The sequence below is a fragment of the Mesorhizobium sp. M9A.F.Ca.ET.002.03.1.2 genome (assembly GCF_003952365.1).
GTDB lineage: Bacteria > Pseudomonadota > Alphaproteobacteria > Rhizobiales > Rhizobiaceae > Mesorhizobium.
This window is the reverse complement of record NZ_CP034443.1, coordinates 4,062,950-4,080,383: the sequence shown is the minus strand read 5'-3', so window position 1 is coordinate 4,080,383 and position 17,434 is coordinate 4,062,950. Positions and strand designations below refer to the sequence as shown.

17 protein-coding genes are annotated in these 17,434 nt (G+C 63.0%); 8 read left to right on the top strand and 9 right to left on the bottom strand.

What is annotated here, in order from left to right:
* Positions 1-118: 118 nt before the first annotated feature.
* Entirely contained in the window at positions 119-298 is a 180-nt protein-coding gene (locus EJ066_RS19585; protein WP_126040776.1) for a CsbD family protein, read from the top strand.
* 66 nt (positions 299-364) lie between these two features.
* Here the strand turns inward: EJ066_RS19585 and EJ066_RS19580 are convergent, their stop codons facing one another.
* Positions 365-1,495 (bottom strand): metallophosphoesterase, encoded by a 1,131-nt coding sequence (locus EJ066_RS19580; RefSeq protein WP_189644316.1) that lies wholly within the window; start codon positions 1,493-1,495, stop codon positions 365-367.
* Between the two features lie 121 nt (positions 1,496-1,616).
* On the opposite strand from EJ066_RS19580, the gene EJ066_RS19575 reads away from it, so the two are divergent.
* Positions 1,617-2,201 carry a hypothetical protein gene (locus EJ066_RS19575; protein ID WP_126040772.1) on the top strand — a complete coding sequence of 195 codons (585 nt, stop codon included), beginning with the start codon at positions 1,617-1,619 and terminating at the stop codon, positions 2,199-2,201.
* A 30-nt stretch (positions 2,202-2,231) separates the two neighbouring features.
* Here the strand turns inward: EJ066_RS19575 and EJ066_RS19570 are convergent, their stop codons facing one another.
* Together EJ066_RS19570 and EJ066_RS19565 are read right to left on the bottom strand one after the other, a co-directional pair.
* Positions 2,232-2,909, bottom strand: coding sequence for a hypothetical protein (locus tag EJ066_RS19570; RefSeq protein ID WP_126040770.1), 678 nt, complete (start codon positions 2,907-2,909; stop codon positions 2,232-2,234).
* Positions 2,910-3,016: 107 nt separating this feature from the next.
* Positions 3,017-3,643: a TetR/AcrR family transcriptional regulator gene (locus EJ066_RS19565; RefSeq protein WP_126040768.1), complete on the bottom strand. Its 627-nt coding sequence runs from the start codon at positions 3,641-3,643 to the stop codon at positions 3,017-3,019.
* A gap of 29 nt (positions 3,644-3,672) precedes the next feature.
* Here EJ066_RS19565 and EJ066_RS19560 point away from each other — a divergent pair, with 29 nt between their 5' ends.
* From EJ066_RS19560 to EJ066_RS19545, 4 genes are all read left to right on the top strand, one after another.
* On the top strand, positions 3,673-4,509 hold the full coding sequence (locus EJ066_RS19560) for an NIPSNAP family protein (RefSeq protein ID WP_348629260.1): 837 nt from the start codon (positions 3,673-3,675) through the stop codon (positions 4,507-4,509).
* Positions 4,510-4,724: 215 nt separating this feature from the next.
* Complete coding sequence (fumC, locus tag EJ066_RS19555; RefSeq protein WP_126040766.1) at positions 4,725-6,122, top strand: class II fumarate hydratase; 1,398 nt, start codon at positions 4,725-4,727, stop codon at positions 6,120-6,122.
* Between the two features lie 116 nt (positions 6,123-6,238).
* Positions 6,239-6,661: a DoxX family protein gene (locus EJ066_RS19550; protein WP_126040765.1), complete on the top strand. Its 423-nt coding sequence runs from the start codon at positions 6,239-6,241 to the stop codon at positions 6,659-6,661.
* A 276-nt stretch (positions 6,662-6,937) separates the two neighbouring features.
* The gene (locus EJ066_RS19545; RefSeq protein WP_126040762.1) at positions 6,938-7,360 is read left to right on the top strand and encodes a DoxX family protein; all 423 of its coding nucleotides are present in this window, start codon (positions 6,938-6,940) and stop codon (positions 7,358-7,360) included.
* A gap of 5 nt (positions 7,361-7,365) precedes the next feature.
* Here the strand turns inward: EJ066_RS19545 and EJ066_RS19540 are convergent, their stop codons facing one another.
* From EJ066_RS19540 to EJ066_RS19530, 3 genes are all read right to left on the bottom strand, one after another.
* Complete coding sequence (locus EJ066_RS19540) at positions 7,366-8,439, bottom strand: serine hydrolase (protein ID WP_126040761.1); 1,074 nt, start codon at positions 8,437-8,439, stop codon at positions 7,366-7,368.
* Between the two features lie 69 nt (positions 8,440-8,508).
* On the bottom strand, positions 8,509-10,041 hold the full coding sequence (gene ppx / locus EJ066_RS19535; RefSeq protein WP_126040759.1) for an exopolyphosphatase: 1,533 nt from the start codon (positions 10,039-10,041) through the stop codon (positions 8,509-8,511).
* Positions 10,041-12,242: an RNA degradosome polyphosphate kinase gene (locus tag EJ066_RS19530; RefSeq protein ID WP_126043974.1), complete on the bottom strand. Its 2,202-nt coding sequence runs from the start codon at positions 12,240-12,242 to the stop codon at positions 10,041-10,043. The genes ppx and EJ066_RS19530 overlap by 1 nt, the downstream gene beginning before the upstream one ends.
* A gap of 342 nt (positions 12,243-12,584) precedes the next feature.
* Here EJ066_RS19530 and EJ066_RS19525 point away from each other — a divergent pair, with 342 nt between their 5' ends.
* Both EJ066_RS19525 and EJ066_RS19520 read left to right on the top strand, forming a co-directional pair.
* Complete coding sequence (locus EJ066_RS19525) at positions 12,585-12,830, top strand: zinc-finger domain-containing protein (protein ID WP_126040757.1); 246 nt, start codon at positions 12,585-12,587, stop codon at positions 12,828-12,830.
* 7 nt (positions 12,831-12,837) lie between these two features.
* The gene (locus tag EJ066_RS19520) at positions 12,838-14,124 is read left to right on the top strand and encodes an FAD-dependent monooxygenase (RefSeq protein ID WP_126040754.1); all 1,287 of its coding nucleotides are present in this window, start codon (positions 12,838-12,840) and stop codon (positions 14,122-14,124) included.
* A gap of 95 nt (positions 14,125-14,219) precedes the next feature.
* Here EJ066_RS19520 and EJ066_RS19515 read toward each other — a convergent pair whose 3' ends face one another.
* Genes EJ066_RS19515 through EJ066_RS19505 form a run of 3 tightly spaced genes read right to left on the bottom strand, consistent with a single transcriptional unit; the run spans position 14,220 to position 17,394 of the window.
* Positions 14,220-15,023: an amino acid ABC transporter ATP-binding protein gene (locus EJ066_RS19515; protein ID WP_126040752.1), complete on the bottom strand. Its 804-nt coding sequence runs from the start codon at positions 15,021-15,023 to the stop codon at positions 14,220-14,222.
* 21 nt (positions 15,024-15,044) lie between these two features.
* Positions 15,045-16,202: an amino acid ABC transporter permease gene (locus tag EJ066_RS19510; RefSeq protein ID WP_126040750.1), complete on the bottom strand. Its 1,158-nt coding sequence runs from the start codon at positions 16,200-16,202 to the stop codon at positions 15,045-15,047.
* 4 nt (positions 16,203-16,206) lie between these two features.
* Complete coding sequence (locus tag EJ066_RS19505; RefSeq protein ID WP_126040748.1) at positions 16,207-17,394, bottom strand: amino acid ABC transporter permease; 1,188 nt, start codon at positions 17,392-17,394, stop codon at positions 16,207-16,209.
* Positions 17,395-17,434 lie beyond the last annotated feature (40 nt).

Sequence of the window (17,434 nt, the reverse complement as noted above, 5' to 3'; positions counted from 1 at the left end):
CCGCCTCGCCACCGGAAGCTGTTCCGCTCGACCGACCGAGCCTGGAACCGACGCCGCGCCTGCCCCGTTTGTTTTGATGCCCGTTTTGGGCGAGTGAACCTACGCAGGAGATGCGGCTATGGTGAACAAGGATCAGATTGCGGGCGTGGCCAAGCAGGTCAAGGGCTCGGTCAAGAAAGCCGCCGGCAAGGCCACCGGCAACAGGCGCGTCCAGGCTGAAGGCTCGGCCGACAAGATCGCCGGCAAACTGCAGAAGGCCTATGGCGACGTGAAGGACAAGGTCAGGAAGGCGCTCTGATCCCAGCGACGCTGAATCAAAGTGCCAGAGCGCTGCCCGCCTGGACGCATAGTGCACCGTTATTCCTCACATGTTCAGGTTCTTCGAGAAAGCGTTGGTGAAGGCGACTTCGCCATGGTCGCCGATGGCTTCGCCGAGCACCACGTCCACGCGGTCACTGGTCACCCGCGCCAGTGCGAAGCCGCCCATGAAGGCGGCCTTCGGCTTGAACAGGTCGAGCCCGTCGCGGCGGTAGATCATCGGCGTCTCGTGCTGGTGGCCATGGAAGATGCCGATGACGTTGTAGTCCTCCAGCGCCGCCAGCAACGCCTGCCGGTCCGCCTCGCTCCACCAATGCGGCGCACCAGTGCCGTCATCGTCGAAGGTTCTTTTGGCGGCATTCCACCGTTCGATCGAAAAAATATCCCAGCCATAGTGCTGGAACAGGATGACGGGGCGGCCATCCGCCGCATGGGTCGCAAGGTCCTGTTTCAGCCACGGCAGGCTGGAGACCGCGCCGTGGCCGGTGTCGCCGGCAAAACGGTGCGTCTGAACGAGATGCAGGCCGCCCCAGTCCCATGAGTAGCAGTCGGTGTCGACATCGTAACTGGTCGCCGGCACCGGCGGCTTGAAGAACACGCCGGCACGATGGTTGACCTCGACATAGTCGCGCATTTCGCGGCGATACCAGTCGACATGCGGCGGCGGCCCATTCTGGTCGAGATCGTGGTTGCCGAGCCCGACATAGACCGGCACATGCACGCGATCGGGGCCGACGCCCTCCTGGTAACGCTGGCTGAACTGGAGAAGCTGCGTGCCTTCGCTGGGCTGGGTGACCTGGCCGCCGCCGTCGTCGGTCATGTCGCCGCCGACGACGAGGCCGAGCGGCGTGCCGATGCGGCTGCCGGCCGAGCGCAGGCCGGTGGCGACGCCGTTGATTTCGGCCGGCCACTCGTTCTCGCCAACGCCGTTCAACGCGGCGACGCTGCGCAGCAAGGCGGTATCGGTCTTGCCTTCCTGCTGGCAATTGGGACTCAGCCCGCTGGCCATGCGGCAGGCATGAACGTCGGCGATGAACAGGAAAGTGGCGTCGACAGGCGCAATGCGCTGCCCGGTCTGACCGAGCGCCGGCCGCGCAAGGGCGCCGGCGGCGGCAAATCCCGCCGCCTGCGCCAGAAAGCTGCGCCGTGAGAGTGGTCCTGCCGAGACGCGATCCATGGCCGGAAAATCAGCACAGCCGGTGCCTCTTCGTCCAGTAGGCTCGAACGGTATGTCGACACGGTGCCGCAAGTCTGGCATTCCTTTCAGCGTCGGAACTCAACTTACGCGAGCAGATGCTATGAAGACGATATCCATCGGCATGACACTCACCATCCTGGCGAGCGCCGCTCATGGTGCCGAGTGCATCGACGCCAAGGCCGCCAAGGCTGGCTTCATTCTCGAAAAGCCCGGGATCCGCAGCGAATTTCGACCGGCAGCGGGCGGAATAGTGTCCGTCGCCAACACATACCAGTCTCAATCGCCGCAGGCGCAATTTCTGTTCGGCGGTCTGATCGAGGTGCTTCGCGACAGCAAGACCGGTCAGCTTGCCATGATCCCGTTTTCCGATCTCAGAAAGCTGTTTCCGCTCAAGGCCGGGGCGAAAAGCAAGACCCTGTTCGTCCGCCTCGCGCCAAACAAACAACCCAAGGGCACCGAAACGCTCGAGATCAACGTCAAGGGCAAGGAGACGTTCAGCCTGGGCGACTGCAAGTACAACGTGCTCGCCGTCAAGCAGACGATCAAGAACGAATCCGGCAAGACACTGGATGAATTCACCGCGCTCTACGCGCCCGACCTGCAGGCGATTCTGGCCAGGCGCTATGACGAAGGCACCAACGCCGAAAGCGTGGTCGGCTACGAGGTCATCGAACCGTTGCAGTGATCAGGCCCAACACCTGCGAAGCGCCTTATATTAGAAATCACAGGCCTTGGGACGCTTGTCATCCGACCAGTCCGCGAGCTTCACGGGCGTGAATTTCCCTTCGATCGGTTTACCTTCCTCCAGTCCTTCCGACACGACGCCCTTTCCGGTGAGAAAGTTGATGTCACAACCGCCGATGGTTGTCTCCACATCCCACGTCCCGTCCGATTTGTGGACTTCGTTGCTCCATTCCCAGTCCCTGGTGTAGCCTGCGACCAGCAACTCACCGCCACGATGGACGATCGTGATGCCCTCGCCCCATGATTGCCGGGCTCCCCAGCCGTAAACGGACATGACGATCAGCGATCCCTTGCCATTGCTTTCCAGGGGCTGAACCCAGGGGGTTTCTTCCGGGTCGACGATGTCTTTCCTTAGAAATGCCGGCTTGCGCGAAAGGTCGAGCTTTTCATCACCGGCGGCCAAGTAGAGGTAGAGATCCACGCTCTCGCCAGCGCCCAACCCGTACCGCTCGTCGCTCAAAGGGCCAAAGTCCGTGCGCTCGGGACCGCCCACCAACACCAACACGGCCCGATCCGTTTTACCATCATCGTCGATATCGAGCGCGACCTCGTACAACGCCTTGATCGAAGGCTCGGCGACCGCGGACCCCGGACCTGCCGCAAGGGCGACAAGGCAAGGCAAGGCCGCATATTGGAATGCTTTTTTCATCAGCAACGTCCGATATCCCAGTCGTCCAAGATAACATCAGTCGGAGGAGCGGCAAAGTTGTCGGGCAGCGGCGGTGTCACAGCCTTGGGTAGCGAGGCGGAGGCAGGCTATCGATCGCTGACCACAGCCCTCTCGTCCAGCTCGCGTACACAGTCGCGCAGCACACCAGCATCCTGCGTCGTCTTGGCCATCGACATGGCGCCGGAATAGGTGGCGACCGCGAGCGCGGCGAAACGTTGCGGATCGGTCTCCTGCTCCCAGCCCGCTTGCTGGTCGGCCCTGATCTTATCGGCGATCGCCTGGCGCCATGCCGAAAAGATGCCGGCAAGGGCAGCGCGGAAATCCGGATCGGCGAGCGACAGTTCATGCGCCAAATTGTTGAGCGGACAGCCGCGCACGAAACCCTGCTGTTCCAGTTCCGTGGCTACGGCCACGAACACGCCGCGCACAGCCTCGCGCGCCGAGCCTGCCGCGCGCACCGGGGCGATCCACGTTTCCTCGACGGCCGCCGCCACCCGCTCCTCGATCACCGCCAGCGCCAGCGCCTTCTTGGTCGGGAAATGATGATGCAGGGCGCCGCCGGTGACGCCAGCCGCCGCCATCAGGTCGCCGAGGCTGGAAGCGTGGTAGCCGCGCGCCTGAAAGGCAGCTTCGGCAACATCAAGGACGCGGTTGCGCAACCCTTCGGGGTCGTTGGTGCGTTTCCCGGGCCGCACCTTCGGACGGGCGATCATCTCTGCTGACATTTCCACACGATACCAGATTGACAAAACAGGACAACCGGTCTGTTTTAAAAACAGGATGGACGCCCTGTTTTGGAGATTTCGCCATGAGCCTGCCCGTGAATGCCCCGCCGAAATCCGGCCTCACGCCGGTTGTCGAACTCAGGCAATACGTGTTGAAACCCGGCCAGCGCGACACGCTGATCGGCATCTTCGACGGTCACCTGATCGAAGCTCAGGAAGCGGCAGGGATGACCATCATCGGCCAGTTTCGCGATCTCGACCGGCCTGACATGTTCGTATGGCTGCGCGGCTTCGATGGGATGGTTGCGCGGAGGAACGCACTAACCAATTTCTACGAAGGACCGGTGTGGGCTGCCTGGCGTGATGCCGCCAACGCCACGATGATCTCCTCCGACGACGTGCTGTTGCTGAAACCGGCTTGGCCAGGCGCGGGTTTCGACCTGACGGGGTTACAACGAGCGGACTTGTCGGATTACGAAAAGTCAAGCAGCGACAACCGCTTGTCGGGTGTTGTTGTCATCCGGATTCATCATTTGCGGCCCAGCGCCGAAGCCGACTTCGCCAGCCGCTTCGAAACCGACGTCATTCCGGTGCTAGCAGCATTTGGCGCGCGGCCGCTTGCTGCCTTCGTCAGCGAGCATGCCGAAAACAGCTTTCCCCGCCTGCCGGTACGTTCAGGCGAAAACGTCTTCATCAGCATCACCGGCTTTGACAGCGCCGACGCCCATGCAAGCCTTGAAGAAGCGCTTGTCAAGTCCCCCGAGTGGCAGGCGTTCCGGCAAGCGGCGGACATGGTCAGACCGGCGGAAATGCTGCGGCTGTCACCGACCTCACAATCGCTGCTGGGGCGATGACGGCACTCCATCCAACACTCCTCAACCGTCTTGGCGCAACGCGCCAATCCACCACCCGGGGCGAGTCAGAGCCTCGCCCGCCCTTCGGGCCGCACAAGGAGAAGGAAGAGGCGCTGCTTCAACCGATTTGCATCCTTGCTGCTCGCAATCTTCGCTTGAAGCGATTTGTGCAACGCGATACGCCGGTGCCGAATTCGACGGACCGGAGAGACCAAGTGAGCGCGCCAGAGACCAGAACCGAAACCGACACGTTCGGTCCCATCGAGGTCGCCGCCGACCGTTACTGGGGCGCGCAGGCGCAGCGCTCGCTGGGCAATTTCAAGATCGGCTGGGAAAAGCAGCCGGCGTCGATCGTTCGCGCGCTCGGCATCGTCAAGCGGGCGGCGGCCGAGGCCAATATGGAGCTGAAGCGGCTCGACCCGGCAATCGGCAAGGCGATCATCGAAGCCTCTCAGGAAGTCATCGACGGCAAGCTCAACGATCATTTCCCGTTGGTCGTCTGGCAGACCGGCTCGGGCACCCAATCCAACATGAACGCCAACGAGGTGATCTCCAACCGGGCGATCGAGATCCTGGGCGGCGTCATGGGCTCGAAGAAACCGGTGCACCCCAACGACCACGTCAATATGAGCCAGTCGTCGAACGACACCTATCCGACGGCCATGCACATCGCCTGCGCCGAGCGCATCGTCCACGATCTGTTGCCGGCGCTGAGGCATTTGCACGCGGCGCTGGAGGCCAAGACCAGGGCGTTCGCCCACATCATCAAGATCGGCCGCACGCACACGCAGGACGCCACGCCCCTCACCCTCGGCCAGGAATTCTCAGGCTATGCAGCGCAGGTCGCCTCCTCGATCAAGCGCATCGAGATGACGCTGCCCGGCCTGCAGGAACTGGCGCAAGGCGGCACCGCCGTCGGCACCGGCCTCAACGCGCCGGTGGGCTTTGCCGAGAAGGTGGCGGCGCGCATCGCCGCGATCACCGGCATCGGCTTTGTCACCGCGCCGAACAAGTTCGAGGCACTGGCAGCACATGATTCCATGGTGTTCTCGCATGGCGCCATCAACGCAAGTGCTGCCGCCCTGTTCAAGATCGCCAACGACATCCGCTTCCTCGGCTCCGGGCCGCGGTCTGGCCTCGGTGAATTGTCGCTGCCGGAAAACGAGCCGGGTTCGTCGATCATGCCGGGCAAGATCAACCCGACGCAGTGCGAGGCGATGACCCAGGTCTGCGTGCAGGTGTTCGGCAACAATGCCGCACTGACCTTCGCCGGCAGCCAGGGCCATTTCGAGCTCAACGTCTACAATCCGCTGATGGCCTATAATTTCCTGCAATCGGTGCAGCTGCTCGCCGACGCCTCCATCTCCTTCACCGACAATTGCGTCGTCGGCATCGAAGCGCGGGAAGACAACATCCGTGACGCATTGAACCGTTCGCTGATGCTGGTGACGGCACTGGCGCCGACCATCGGCTACGACAACGCCGCCAAGATCGCCAAGACCGCGCACAAAAAGGGCACAACCTTGCGCGAGGAAGCGCTGGCCACCGGATTGGTCAACGAGGCCGATTACGACCGCCTGGTGCGGCCGGAGGACATGACGCATCCGGGATAGGCTGATCGCAAAAACGTTACTGCTGTGAACGAACTGTAACCAAATCTGCATCTTTGGTGAACAGTCGGCATGCTCTATCTGGACGGGCATCCAAACCCCTTCCGGAGAGAGTCACCATGTCCACCAACACGTCCGTTGCCGGTTCCGGCACAACTTCCAATGCCTCGGCCACCATCCTGCTTGGCCGCGTCCTGCTTTCGGTCATCTTCGTGCTTTCCGGGTTCGGCAAGCTCACCGCGATTGCCGGCACTGCAGGCTATTTCGGTAGCATGGGCCTGCCGTTGCCGACCGTAACGGCCATTGTCGTCGGCCTGATCGAGCTGCTCGGCGGTCTCGCCATCCTCATCGGCTTTCAGACACGGATCACCGCTTGGGTGCTGGCGGTCTTCACCGTTGCCACGGCGCTGGTCGCCCACACCGGCTGGGCCGATCAGATGCAGATGATCAGCTTCATGAAGAACCTGGCGATTGCCGGTGGCTTCCTCGTGCTGGCCTCGTCGGGCGCCGGCGCCTATTCGGTCGACGCCAGGCGGGGCTGAAGCCGCCCAAGACCGTTTACTGCAAAGGGGCGCGGAATTTTTCGCGTCCCTTTTTCGTTGTCGATCTATCCAGACTTTCGATTCGCCGGGCCGAGTGACCTGGCCCCGATTTCTGCCAAGATCGAGACGTCGGGGAGGAGCAGGCCAACCGCCCGGCCGACATCGAGCGGTTCAGTTTCCGATAGAATCGTAGAACCGCTCCAAGTGTTTGTTTTTACGCAATTCCGGACGGAAACCGTTACACGCTTTTCCTGGAATTGCTCTAGGAGGTGACCAATGCCCGGCAATGCGCTGCTTCTGCTTTCCCGACTGCTGCTCGCCGCGCTTTTCGTTCCATCCGGCTTCCACGCGCTTACCGACATTGCCGGCACGGCTGGCTATTTTGCCGGCCTCGGCCTGCCGCTGCCGACGCTCGTGGCCTGGGCAACGGGCCTGTTCGAGCTGATCGCCGGACTGCTCATCCTCATCGGCCTAAAGACGCCGATCGTGGCACTCCTGCTTGCCGCCTTCTGCATCGCGGCAGGTTTCATCGGCCATTACGGCCAGGGCGACGGCGACCCGACGCTGACCTTCATGCATTCACAGATGCTGATGAAGGACATCGCCCTATCAGGCGGTTTTCTGGCACTGGCGATGACTGGCGCGGGCGCCTGGTCAATTGACGGGCGCAGCTTCTCCATCGGCGCCGACGCGACCTGACCGCCTCAGGTGCCCCGAAAATTGGCCAGAATGATTTCGCGCCAGACGCGGGTCGGCGTCACCCAGGCATCCCAGGCATTGTATTTGCCGGCATAGATCACGGCCGCGATGTCCGCCTCGGGCATCAGCCAAAGCCGCTGTCCGCCATTGCCGAAGCCGGCATGCCATGGTTTGAGCGTAGCGAATGCGGGTGCCGGGGCATCGCCGATGAACCACAGCCGGCCATAACCCAGACCATCCGGAGTCGAAGTCGCGGCTGTGAACGAATCCTCGATCCAGCCCTCCGACACGATCCTTCGCCCATTCCATGAGCCTCTACGAAGAAGGAGCATGCCGATCTTCAGAAGATCAGGGGCGGTCAGCCGCAATCCGGACGCGGCGGAAGCAACACCGTCGCGACCGGCCGACCAGTGGAACCGGTCGATGCCGAGCGGCGCGAACAGCGCATCGCGGGCAAAGTCGGGAAGCGACTTGCCGCTGCCCCTTTCGATGACGGCGCCGACGAGGGCGACGCTGCCGCCGGAATACATCCAGCCTGTTCCGGGTTCGGCGACGATCGGGCGTTCGAGGATGAAGCGATAGCGATCGGGCGCGTTCTCCATCGCAATCTCGCTGTTTTCCGGATCGCTGTAGGGACGGTTTTCGTCCCACTCCATGCCGAGCGTCATCGTCAACGCATTTCCGATCGTGATCTTCGAGCGGGCAGCATCGGAGGCAAGGTCGGGATATTCCGGGAACTGGGCGAAGAGCGGCGCGTCGGGCGGCGGCACCAGCCCCTTGTCGAGCGCAATGCCGTAGAGCAGGCCGACGATGCTCTTCGTCACCGAACGGAGATCGTGGAGCGTGCCGGCGTCGAACGCGACCCGCCCGATCTGACGCCCCCATTCCTCATCATTGCCCTCGGCATAGTGCTGGAGGAACACCTCTTCAGAGCGGGCGGTGAGAACGACATGCAGGTCACGCAGCAAGCCGGACTCGATGCCGGCAACAAGCTTGCGGTGGATTGCAGGATCAAAACCGAGCGCCTCCGCTTTATCGCCGGTCGGGGATGACGACAGAGGCTCCTGTGCGATGGCCATAGATTTACACTCCGTGTTTGCCCACCGTCGCGAAACTTCAAGCGACAATCCGCCCCCTGGGCCGGCTGCTCACTTCACCGACACGCTCGGGCCGCCCTCGACCGCCAGCACCAGCCGGCGATTGGTGACCCTCGCCAGTTGCGCCATGCGCCCGGCAGGCCGCTCGCCGTAAAGATCGGCCAGTGGCGCCGGCAGCACCAGCGCTAGCACGCCATTGCCGCGATTCTCCCATTTCAGCCGCGGCATGACGCCCGGCATCGCCGCCGTCAGCAGGTAGACGACGCGCATCACCGCGGCCAGCGCGCGGGCGCGTTCGAGGTAGCGCGGCGTCGCCAGTCCCCGGATTTCCGGAGCGGCTTCGTTGAACAGGCCCTCGTGGCGAAACAGACTGACAAGCGCCAGGAAGGCGCGCCCGGGATGGTCGACGCCGATGAAGGAGGCATGGGCGATGATGTTGAGCGACTGCTTGCCGCGATATTCGGGATGCGCGCGCCAGCCGATGTCGGCAAGCAGGCAGGCGGCCCGGCGATAGCGCGTCTCGTCATCGGTTTCGTCGATGCCGAAGGCGGCAAAGGTCTTGCCCGTCCATTCGACAAGCTCCTGCGCGTGGGTGACCGAGCGCGAGCGAAGCCGGGCGAGTTCCTCCGCGGCCGAGATCAGCGGATCTGCCTTCTGCTCGGCGGCGTCGAGCAGCGAATAGAGAAAGCCCTCGCGCACGCCCAGCGCCGAGACGATGATCTTGGACGGCTGCATCGCCGCCATGATCTCCTGCAGCACGATGGCGCCATAAGGCAGCAGCGAGCGGCGGTTCTTCGAAACGCCTTCGATACCTCTCACCTTCTCGATCTCGCCCTTGGCCACCTGCTTGAGGAAATTCGCAGCGCTGTCGATGCCGATCTCGTAGTGGTGCATGACGCTCAGCGGATATCTGGTCATTTCCATGTGCAGCCGAGCGAGGTTTCGCCAGGTGCCGCCGACCGCATAGAACGGCCTGCCCCGCCCGCCTTTCAGAAGCTTTGCCCGCGCCAGTTCGTCGCGCGCTATCTTTGCCGCCTGGGGCAGTGAATTCCTGGCCATGTCCTGCAGACGCAGGCCGCCCAGCGGCAGCGTGATGCCGTCGCCGATCGCCTCGCCGTCGACGTCGACCAGTTCGAGGCTGCCGCCGCCGAGGTCGCCGGCGATGCCGTTGGCCGGATGGAAGCCGGAAATGACGCCGAGCGCGGAATAATGCGCTTCCTGTCGTCCGCTCAGCACCTGGACTTCGGTCTTGAGCACGTCTTCGGCGCGGTGGATGAAATCGGGGCCGTTGACCGCCTCGCGGGCGGCGGCGGTCGCCAGCACATACATATGCTCGGCGCCAGCCTGATTGGAGAGCGCGCGGAAACGGCGAAACTCCTCCATCGAGCGCGTCACCGCCTCGGGGTCGAGCTTCCCGGTCGAAACGATGCCGCGGCCGAGGCCAGCCAGCATCTTTTCGTTGAACAGCGTGGTCGGCGAGCGCGCCAACCCCTCGTAGACGACAAGACGGATCGAGTTCGACCCGATGTCGATGATGGACAGCGGTCGGCGGTCCTGAAGCCGGCCCTGGGACGTTGAAATCATCAGCCGGACGCTGCGCCGTTTTTCTTGCGGCGCTTGAACTGCGCGATGCGCTTGGGCGCATGCGATTTCAGCGCATCACCCCGTCCGGAAAGGCTCGGATTGGTCATGAAATATTCCTGCGCGTTGAACGGTTCCTCGCCCTCCTCAAGCACGGCGCGCCGGGAGGTTCCGTCAGCCAATACGTCGAAACTTTGCTGGTTGTCCATGATGTTGCCCAGCATGATCTGGCCGAGAACCTGTTCATGCACAGTTGGATTGGTGATCGGCACCATGGTTTCGACACGGCGGTCGAGGTTGCGCGGCATCAGGTCGGCCGACGAGATGTAGACGACCGCCTCGTCCGACGGCAGTCCATGGCCGTTGCCGAAACAATAGATGCGGCTGTGTTCGAGGAAGCGGCCGACGATCGACTTGACCCTTATGTTCTCCGACAGGCCCGGCACCTGGGGCCTCAGGCAGCAGATGCCGCGCACGACGAGATCGATCTCGACGCCGGCGTGGCTCGCGTCATAGAGCGCGTCGATGATGATCGGATCGACCAGCGAATTCATCTTCATCCAGATGCGCGCCGGCCTGCCCTCCAGCGCATGGGTAACCTCGTTCGAAATGTGCTTGAGGATGCGTTTGCGCAGCGTGAAGGGCGAGATGGCCAGCCGCATCTCCTCGGTCGGCTCGGCATAGCCGGTGATGAAGTTGAACAGCTGGGCGACATCGCGGGCGATCGTCGGATCGGTGGTGAAGAAGGACAGGTCGGTGTAGATGCGCGCGGTGACCGGGTGGTAGTTGCCGGTGCCCAGATGCACGTAGTTGCGCAGCTTGCCGTCCTCGCGCCGCACCACCAGCGACATTTTCGCGTGGGTCTTCAGTTCGAGGAAGCCGAAAACGACCTGCACGCCGGCGCGCTCGAGGTCGCGCGCCCAGCGGATGTTGGCCTCCTCGTCGAAACGCGCCTTGAGCTCGACCAGCGCCGTCACCGACTTGCCGGCCTCCGCCGCGTCGACCAAAGCGCGTACGATCGGGCTGTCGTTGGAGGTGCGATAGAGCGTCTGCTTGATCGCCACCACTTCCGGGTCGGCCATTGCCTGGCGCAGGAACTGCACCACCACGTCAAAGGATTCGTAGGGGTGATGAACGATGATGTCCTTCTCGCGGATGGCGGCGAAACAGTCACCGCCATGCTCGCGGATGCGCTCGGGAAAGCGCGGATTATAGGGCGTGAACTTGAGATCATCGCGAGCGACGGCGACGATCTCGGAAATCTGGCTGAGCGCCAGCGGACCGGTGAGCACGCTGATGCGGCTCGACGACACCCCAAGCTCGCCGGCGACGAACTCGCGCAGTTCAGCCGGCATCAGCATGTCGAACTCGATGCGGATGACCGAGCCGCGGCGGCGGCGCTTCAGCGCCGTCTCGAACAGGCGCACGAGATCCTCGGACTCTTCCTCGACCTCGATATCACTGTCGCGGATGATGCGGAACGTGCCGGAGCCCTTGACCTCATAGCCGGGGAACAGCTTGCCGATGTAGAGGCCGACCGCCTCTTCCAGCGGGATGAAGCGGACATGTTGCTTGCGGTCCGGCAAGCGGATGAAGCGCTTCAGCGCTACCGGTAGACGCAACAGCGCGCTCATCTCCTCGCCATTCTTGCGATGGCGCAGTTGCAGGGCCATCGAGAAGCCGAGATTGGGAATGAACGGGAACGGATGTGCCGGGTCGATCGACAGCGGCGTGAGCACCGGAAACACCTGCTCCTGGAAATGATCCTCAAGCCAGGCCTTCTCGTCCTTGGTCAGCGCATCGCGGCTGACGCTCTCGATGCCTTCCTTGTCGAGCAGCAGCATCAGCGCGGAAAGACTTTTCTGCTGGTCCTCCTGCAAACGCTCGACCTCGCGCAGCAACTGTTCCAGCTGTTGTTCGGGGGTGCGGCCGTCCGGGCTCTTCAGCGTGATGCCTTCGCGAACCTGGCCGGCGAGGCCGGCGACGCGGACCATGAAGAACTCATCGAGATTGGCGGCCGATATCGACAGGAAGCGGACACGCTCGAGCAGCGGGTGATTGGCGTTCAGCGACTCCTCGAGGACGCGGCGGTTGAATTGCAGCCAGGAAAACTCGCGGTTGACGAAGCGGTCCGGGTTCCCGCCTTCGGGGCTCGCCACCTCGACAGTGGTGAATTCGCTCTGCACTGGCTTTAATTGGTTCATCATTCCTGCTCGTTCCCACCCGCTACCGGCCGGAGCGCCGCACGTCCTTTCGGACGCGCAAGGGACGCGGGGCCCATTCTGAAGCTACTCACGATCCCTGCCGAAAACCCGTTTTCGGTTTTCGGGGCCATGCCTTAACCGGCTTAACTTATCCTCTGACAGGCTTTTGCGACAGTTTCATTTCATCGATCTTGCAAAGAGACGGGTTATGATCCAGATGCAGATAGAGACTGCAGCGCCGCGCGTCCTGCTGGATGCGCAACGGACGCCGCAGAATTCCAAACTGCGCATGACCTTGAAAATGTCGATTTCGAGATCATGCGTGAGCTAAAGGAGACGACGATGGCAGGCGGTTCCATTCCCCATTTCCAGAACGATGCGGGCTATCCGGCGATCGACATCGGCGTCAGGGAATTCATGTGCACCGGCGCCAACCCGCCTTTCGACCATCCGCACGTATTTCTCGACATGGGCGACGACAATGAAAAGGTCTGCCCCTACTGCTCGACGCTTTATCGCTATTCGCCAAAGCTGAAGGCGATGGAAACGCAGCCCGCAGGGTGCCTGTATATCGGCCAGGCCGCTTGACGCACGCATGGACGATACGCGGTCCCGGCAGGTCGTCATCGCCGGAGCCGGCATTGCCGGGCTGACCGCGGCGCTGGCATTTTCCGAGCGCGGCTATCTGGTGCGGCTGTTCGAGCAGGTACAGCACCTCGAAGCGGCCGGCGCCGGCATCCAGCTCTCACCCAACGCTACGCGCATCCTTCGCCAGCTCGGCGTGCTCGACCGGCTGTTGCCGGCGGCGGTGCGGCCGGAGGCGATCGTGCTCAAAGACGCCGCCACGCTGCGCGAGCTGGCGCGGGTACCGCTTGGCGAAGCAGCTGAAAAGCGCTGGCAGGCGCCCTATCTCGTCGCTCATCGGGCTGATCTGCAAGACGCGCTGATGGCGCGCCTTACGGAACAGCCCGACATCAGCCTCGTCACCGGCGCGCGCGTCGGCGGCATCGTCACAGGACCGCGCCATATCACGGCAGCGGCCGAGATTGCCGGCAAGACCGTCGAGGCGAGCGGCTTTCTGCTGATCGGGGCCGACGGCGTCTGGTCGACGATCCGCGGCCTCGACCCTTCCGGCAGGAACGGGTCGGGCACGAACGGGGTCTCCGCCTCCGGCAAAGCTTCGAGCCGGTTTTCGGGCGAACTTGCGTGGCGCGCCACGATCGGCGCCGACAGTGCCGCGGGAGAGACCTTTGCGGCGGTCGGCGCCGCCAATTGCGTGACCGCCTTCCTGCATCCCGGCTTCCACCTTGTCGCCTATCCAGTCAGCGGTGGCACCGCTTTCAACCTGGTCGCCTTCACCAGGGGCGAGATCATCGCCGAGGGCTGGTCGGGCCATGCCGACCCCAACATCCTCACCAGCGCCATGCGCGGCACGGCGGCGGCACTGGCCCGGCTTGCCGAGGATGCCGGCCCGTGGGCCGCATGGCCGGTCCACACGGTCGACCAAAGGCAGCCATGGACGACGCCCGCCGGCATCGCACTGATCGGCGATGCGGCGCATGCGATGACGCCGTTTGCGGCACAGGGCGCGGCGATGGCGATCGAGGACGCCGCAACCCTTGCCGGCTTTGTCGCCGCCTCACCCGCCGATCCCGCAAGCGCGCTTGCCGCCTGGGAAAAGGTGCGGCGTCGGCGCGTTGCCCAAGTCGCCCGCCGCGGTGCCGTCAACCACCTCGCCTGGCACGCTTCCGGGCCGGTGGCGGTTGCCCGCAACCTGTTCCTGAAGTTGCGCTCGCCGGAAAAGCTCGCGGCCGATCTTGACTGGCTCTACGGGTGGCGGGTGTCGGAAAGCAGACTCGAGACGTCTAGGTCGTCGACGTAGCGATCCTTCTGGCCTGCCGACATTGCCGGCACACCATCAGGAAAAAAGAGCCCGGCCGGGTTTCGGCCGGGCTCTTTTGATTTGCGTGAGAGCGATCAGTGCAGGATCTGCGATAGGAACAGTTTCGTGCGCTCGTGGCGCGGATTGTCGAAGAACTCCACCGGCGTGTTCTGCTCGACGATCTGGCCCTGATCCATGAAGATCACCCGGTTGGCGACCTTGCGTGCAAAGCCCATCTCGTGGGTGACGCAGAGCATGGTCATGCCCTCTTCGGCGAGGCCAACCATCGTCTCCAGCACTTCCTTGATCATTTCCGGATCGAGCGCCGAGGTCGGCTCGTCGAACAGCATGATGCGCGGGTTCATGCACAGCGAGCGGGCGATGGCGACGCGCTGCTGCTGGCCGCCGGAAAGCTGGCCGGGATATTTGTTGGCCTGCTCCGGGATCTTGACGCGCGTGAGGAAGTGCATGGCGATTTCCTCGGCCTGCTTCTTCGGCGTCTTGCGCACCCAGATCGGCGCCAGCGTGCAGTTTTCCAGGATGGTCAGGTGCGGGAACAGGTTGAAGTGCTGGAACACCATGCCGACTTCGCGGCGCACCTCGTCGATCTTCTTCAGATCGTTGGTCAATTCCTTGCCGTCGACGATGATCTTGCCCTTCTGGTGCTCTTCCAGCCGGTTGATGCAGCGGATCATCGTCGATTTGCCGGAGCCCGAAGGGCCGCAGATGACGATGCGTTCGCCGCGCATCACCTTCAGGTTGATGTCCTTCAGCACATGGAATTCGCCGTACCATTTGTGCATGGCGACGATGTCGATGGCGACATCGGTGTCGGAAATATGCATCTTGGCCGCATTGACCTTGATCTCTTCCGCGCTGACGGCATTTTCTGTGGCCATGGCAGGTTCCCCTTTTTCTTCTTAGCGTTTGTGGCCGGTGTCGAGCCGGCGTTCCGTATACATCGAATAGCGCGACATGCCGAAGCAGAACAGCCAGAAGACGAAGGCTGCGAACACCAGGCCGGACCTGGCGGTCTGCGGTGTTGCCCAGTTGGCGTCGGAAAAGTGCAGCTTGACGACGCCGAGCAGGTCGAACATGCCGATGATGTAGACAAGGCTGGTGTCCTTGAACATGCCGATGAAGGTGTTGACGATGCCGGGAATGACCAGCTTCAGCGCCTGCGGCAGCACGATCAAGCCCATCTTCTGCCAGTAGCCGAGGCCGAGCGAATCGGCACCCTCATACTGGCCCTTGGGGATCGCCTGCAGGCCGCCGCGCACCACTTCGGCCATATAGGCAGCGGCAAACAGCGATACGCCGATCAGCGCGCGCAGCAACTTGTCGAAGGTGACGCCGGCCGGCAGGAACAGCGGCAGCATGACGCTGGCCATGAACAGTACGGTGATCAGCGGGATGCCGCGCACCGTCTCGATGAAGATGACGCACAGCATCTTGACGATCGGCATCTTCGAGCGCCGGCCGAGCGCCAGCACGATGCCGACCGGCAGTGAAACAGCAATGCCGACGAAGGACAGGCTGAGCGTCACCAGCAGGCCGCCCCACAGCGGAGTTTCGACATGCGGCAGGCCGAACACGCCGCCGGTCAGCAGGATGAAGGCAACGATCGGCAGCGCCAGGAAGAACAGGATGGCGTTCAACCCCTTGCGCGGCACGCGCGGGATGAGCAACGGCACCAGCAACACCACGAACAGGATGGCGACCAGAATCGGCCGCCAGCGCTCCTCGAGGGGATAGCGACCGAACATGAACTGGCCGAACTTGGCGTTGACGAAGGCCCAGCAGGCGCCGGACCAGCCGTCCGGCTGGATGCCGCCCTGCGCCACCGTGGCGCAGAAAGTGCGGTCGGTTCCGGTCCATTGGGCGTTGACGAAGGCCCAATTGATAATCTGCGGCAGGATCATCGCGACCAGTACGATGCCGACGATGGTCAGGACGGTGTCGCCGGCCGAAGCAATCAGGTTCTTGCGTATCCAGGCGCCCGGGCCGCGCTCGCTTGGCGGCGCCGACTGTGCCAGCGTCATCTCGGTACGGACGAAGGAAAGATCGTGCTCCTGCATGTCGCTACCTCTCCACCAGCGCCATCCTGGCGTTGACCACGTTCATCACCGCCGAGGTCAGCAGGCTTAGCACGAGATAGACAACCATCATGATCAGCACGCACTCGATCGCCTGGCCGGTCTGGTTCAGCACCGTGCCGGCTGTCGCCGTCAGGTCCGGATAACCGATGGCGATGGCGAGCGAAGAGTTCTTGGTCAGGTTCAGATACTGGCTGGTCAATGGCGGAATGATGATGCGCATGGCTTGCGGAACAACCACAAGCCGCAGGATCGATCCTGGACGCAGACCCAGCGCACCGGCTGCTTCGCTCTGGCCCTTGCTGACGCCCATAATGCCGGCGCGCACGATTTCGGCGATGAAGGCCGCAGTATAACAGGACAGCGCTAGATAGAGCGACAGGAACTCCGGCTTGACCTGGAAGCCGCCAGTCAGGTTGAAGGTCGATTGCTTTGGATAGTCGAAGCTCAACGGGAAGCCGCTCAGCGCATAGGCAAGCAACGGCAGGCCGACGATCAGCGCCGCTGACGTCCAGAACACCGGGAATTGCTGGCCGGTCGCCATCTGCCGCTGACGCGCCTTGCGGGCGACGAACCACGCCATGGCGATGCCGACAAGCAAAGCGACGAAGATCAACCAGGAGCCGTCGCCCCAGACGGCGCGCGGAAAATAGAAGCCGCGCTGGTTGAGGAAGGAGCCGAACGGCAGGTTGATGCTCTCGCGCGGTATGGGAAGCACGGCAAGCACGCCGGAATACCAGAAGAAGATGACCAGCAGCGGCGGAATGTTGCGGAAGACCTCGACATAGACCATGCAGATCTTGCGGATCAGCCAGTTGTGCGAAAGCCGGCCGATGCCGAGGATGAAGCCGATGATGGTGGCGGTGATGATGCCGGCGACGGCAACGATGAGCGTGTTGATGAAGCCGACCACAATGGCGCGGCCATAGGTCGAATCCGACGAATAGGCGATGGCGCTGTCACTGATGTCGAAGCCGGCGCGGCCCCTGAGGAAGCCGAAGCCTGATGCAATGCGGAGGCGCGTCAGATTGTCGATGGTGTTTTGGACGATCCACCAGACCAACGCCACCAGCACGATGACGACTACCGCCTGGAAGAAAATGCCGCGGACCGTCGGATCGTTGATGAAGGAGCCGCGGCTTGGCTCCTCGCGAAGAATTTCCTGCGATGCCATTCGACCATCCCCTGGAAAGAGAAACCGGAAGGCAGGAACG

Bases quoted from the DNA above. Each gene is read 5' to 3' on its own strand.
- ppx (WP_126040759.1), bottom strand. From the start codon at position 10,041: ATGATTTCAACGTCCCAGGGCCGGCTTCAGGACCGCCGACCGCTGTCC.
- EJ066_RS19545 (WP_126040762.1), top strand. From the start codon at position 6,938: ATGCCCGGCAATGCGCTGCTTCTGCTTTCCCGACTGCTGCTCGCCGCG.
- EJ066_RS19565 (WP_126040768.1), bottom strand. From the start codon at position 3,643: ATGATCGCCCGTCCGAAGGTGCGGCCCGGGAAACGCACCAACGACCCC.
- EJ066_RS19510 (WP_126040750.1), bottom strand. From the start codon at position 16,202: ATGCAGGAGCACGATCTTTCCTTCGTCCGTACCGAGATGACGCTGGCA.
- EJ066_RS19570 (WP_126040770.1), bottom strand. From the start codon at position 2,909: ATGAAAAAAGCATTCCAATATGCGGCCTTGCCTTGCCTTGTCGCCCTT.
- EJ066_RS19525 (WP_126040757.1), top strand. From the start codon at position 12,585: ATGGCAGGCGGTTCCATTCCCCATTTCCAGAACGATGCGGGCTATCCG.
- EJ066_RS19550 (WP_126040765.1), top strand. From the start codon at position 6,239: ATGTCCACCAACACGTCCGTTGCCGGTTCCGGCACAACTTCCAATGCC.
- EJ066_RS19585 (WP_126040776.1), top strand. From the start codon at position 119: ATGGTGAACAAGGATCAGATTGCGGGCGTGGCCAAGCAGGTCAAGGGC.
- EJ066_RS19515 (WP_126040752.1), bottom strand. From the start codon at position 15,023: ATGGCCACAGAAAATGCCGTCAGCGCGGAAGAGATCAAGGTCAATGCG.
- EJ066_RS19530 (WP_126043974.1), bottom strand. From the start codon at position 12,242: ATGAACCAATTAAAGCCAGTGCAGAGCGAATTCACCACTGTCGAGGTG.
- EJ066_RS19540 (WP_126040761.1), bottom strand. From the start codon at position 8,439: ATGGCCATCGCACAGGAGCCTCTGTCGTCATCCCCGACCGGCGATAAA.
- EJ066_RS19575 (WP_126040772.1), top strand. From the start codon at position 1,617: ATGAAGACGATATCCATCGGCATGACACTCACCATCCTGGCGAGCGCC.
- EJ066_RS19580 (WP_189644316.1), bottom strand. From the start codon at position 1,495: ATGGATCGCGTCTCGGCAGGACCACTCTCACGGCGCAGCTTTCTGGCG.
- EJ066_RS19520 (WP_126040754.1), top strand. From the start codon at position 12,838: ATGGACGATACGCGGTCCCGGCAGGTCGTCATCGCCGGAGCCGGCATT.
- EJ066_RS19505 (WP_126040748.1), bottom strand. From the start codon at position 17,394: ATGGCATCGCAGGAAATTCTTCGCGAGGAGCCAAGCCGCGGCTCCTTC.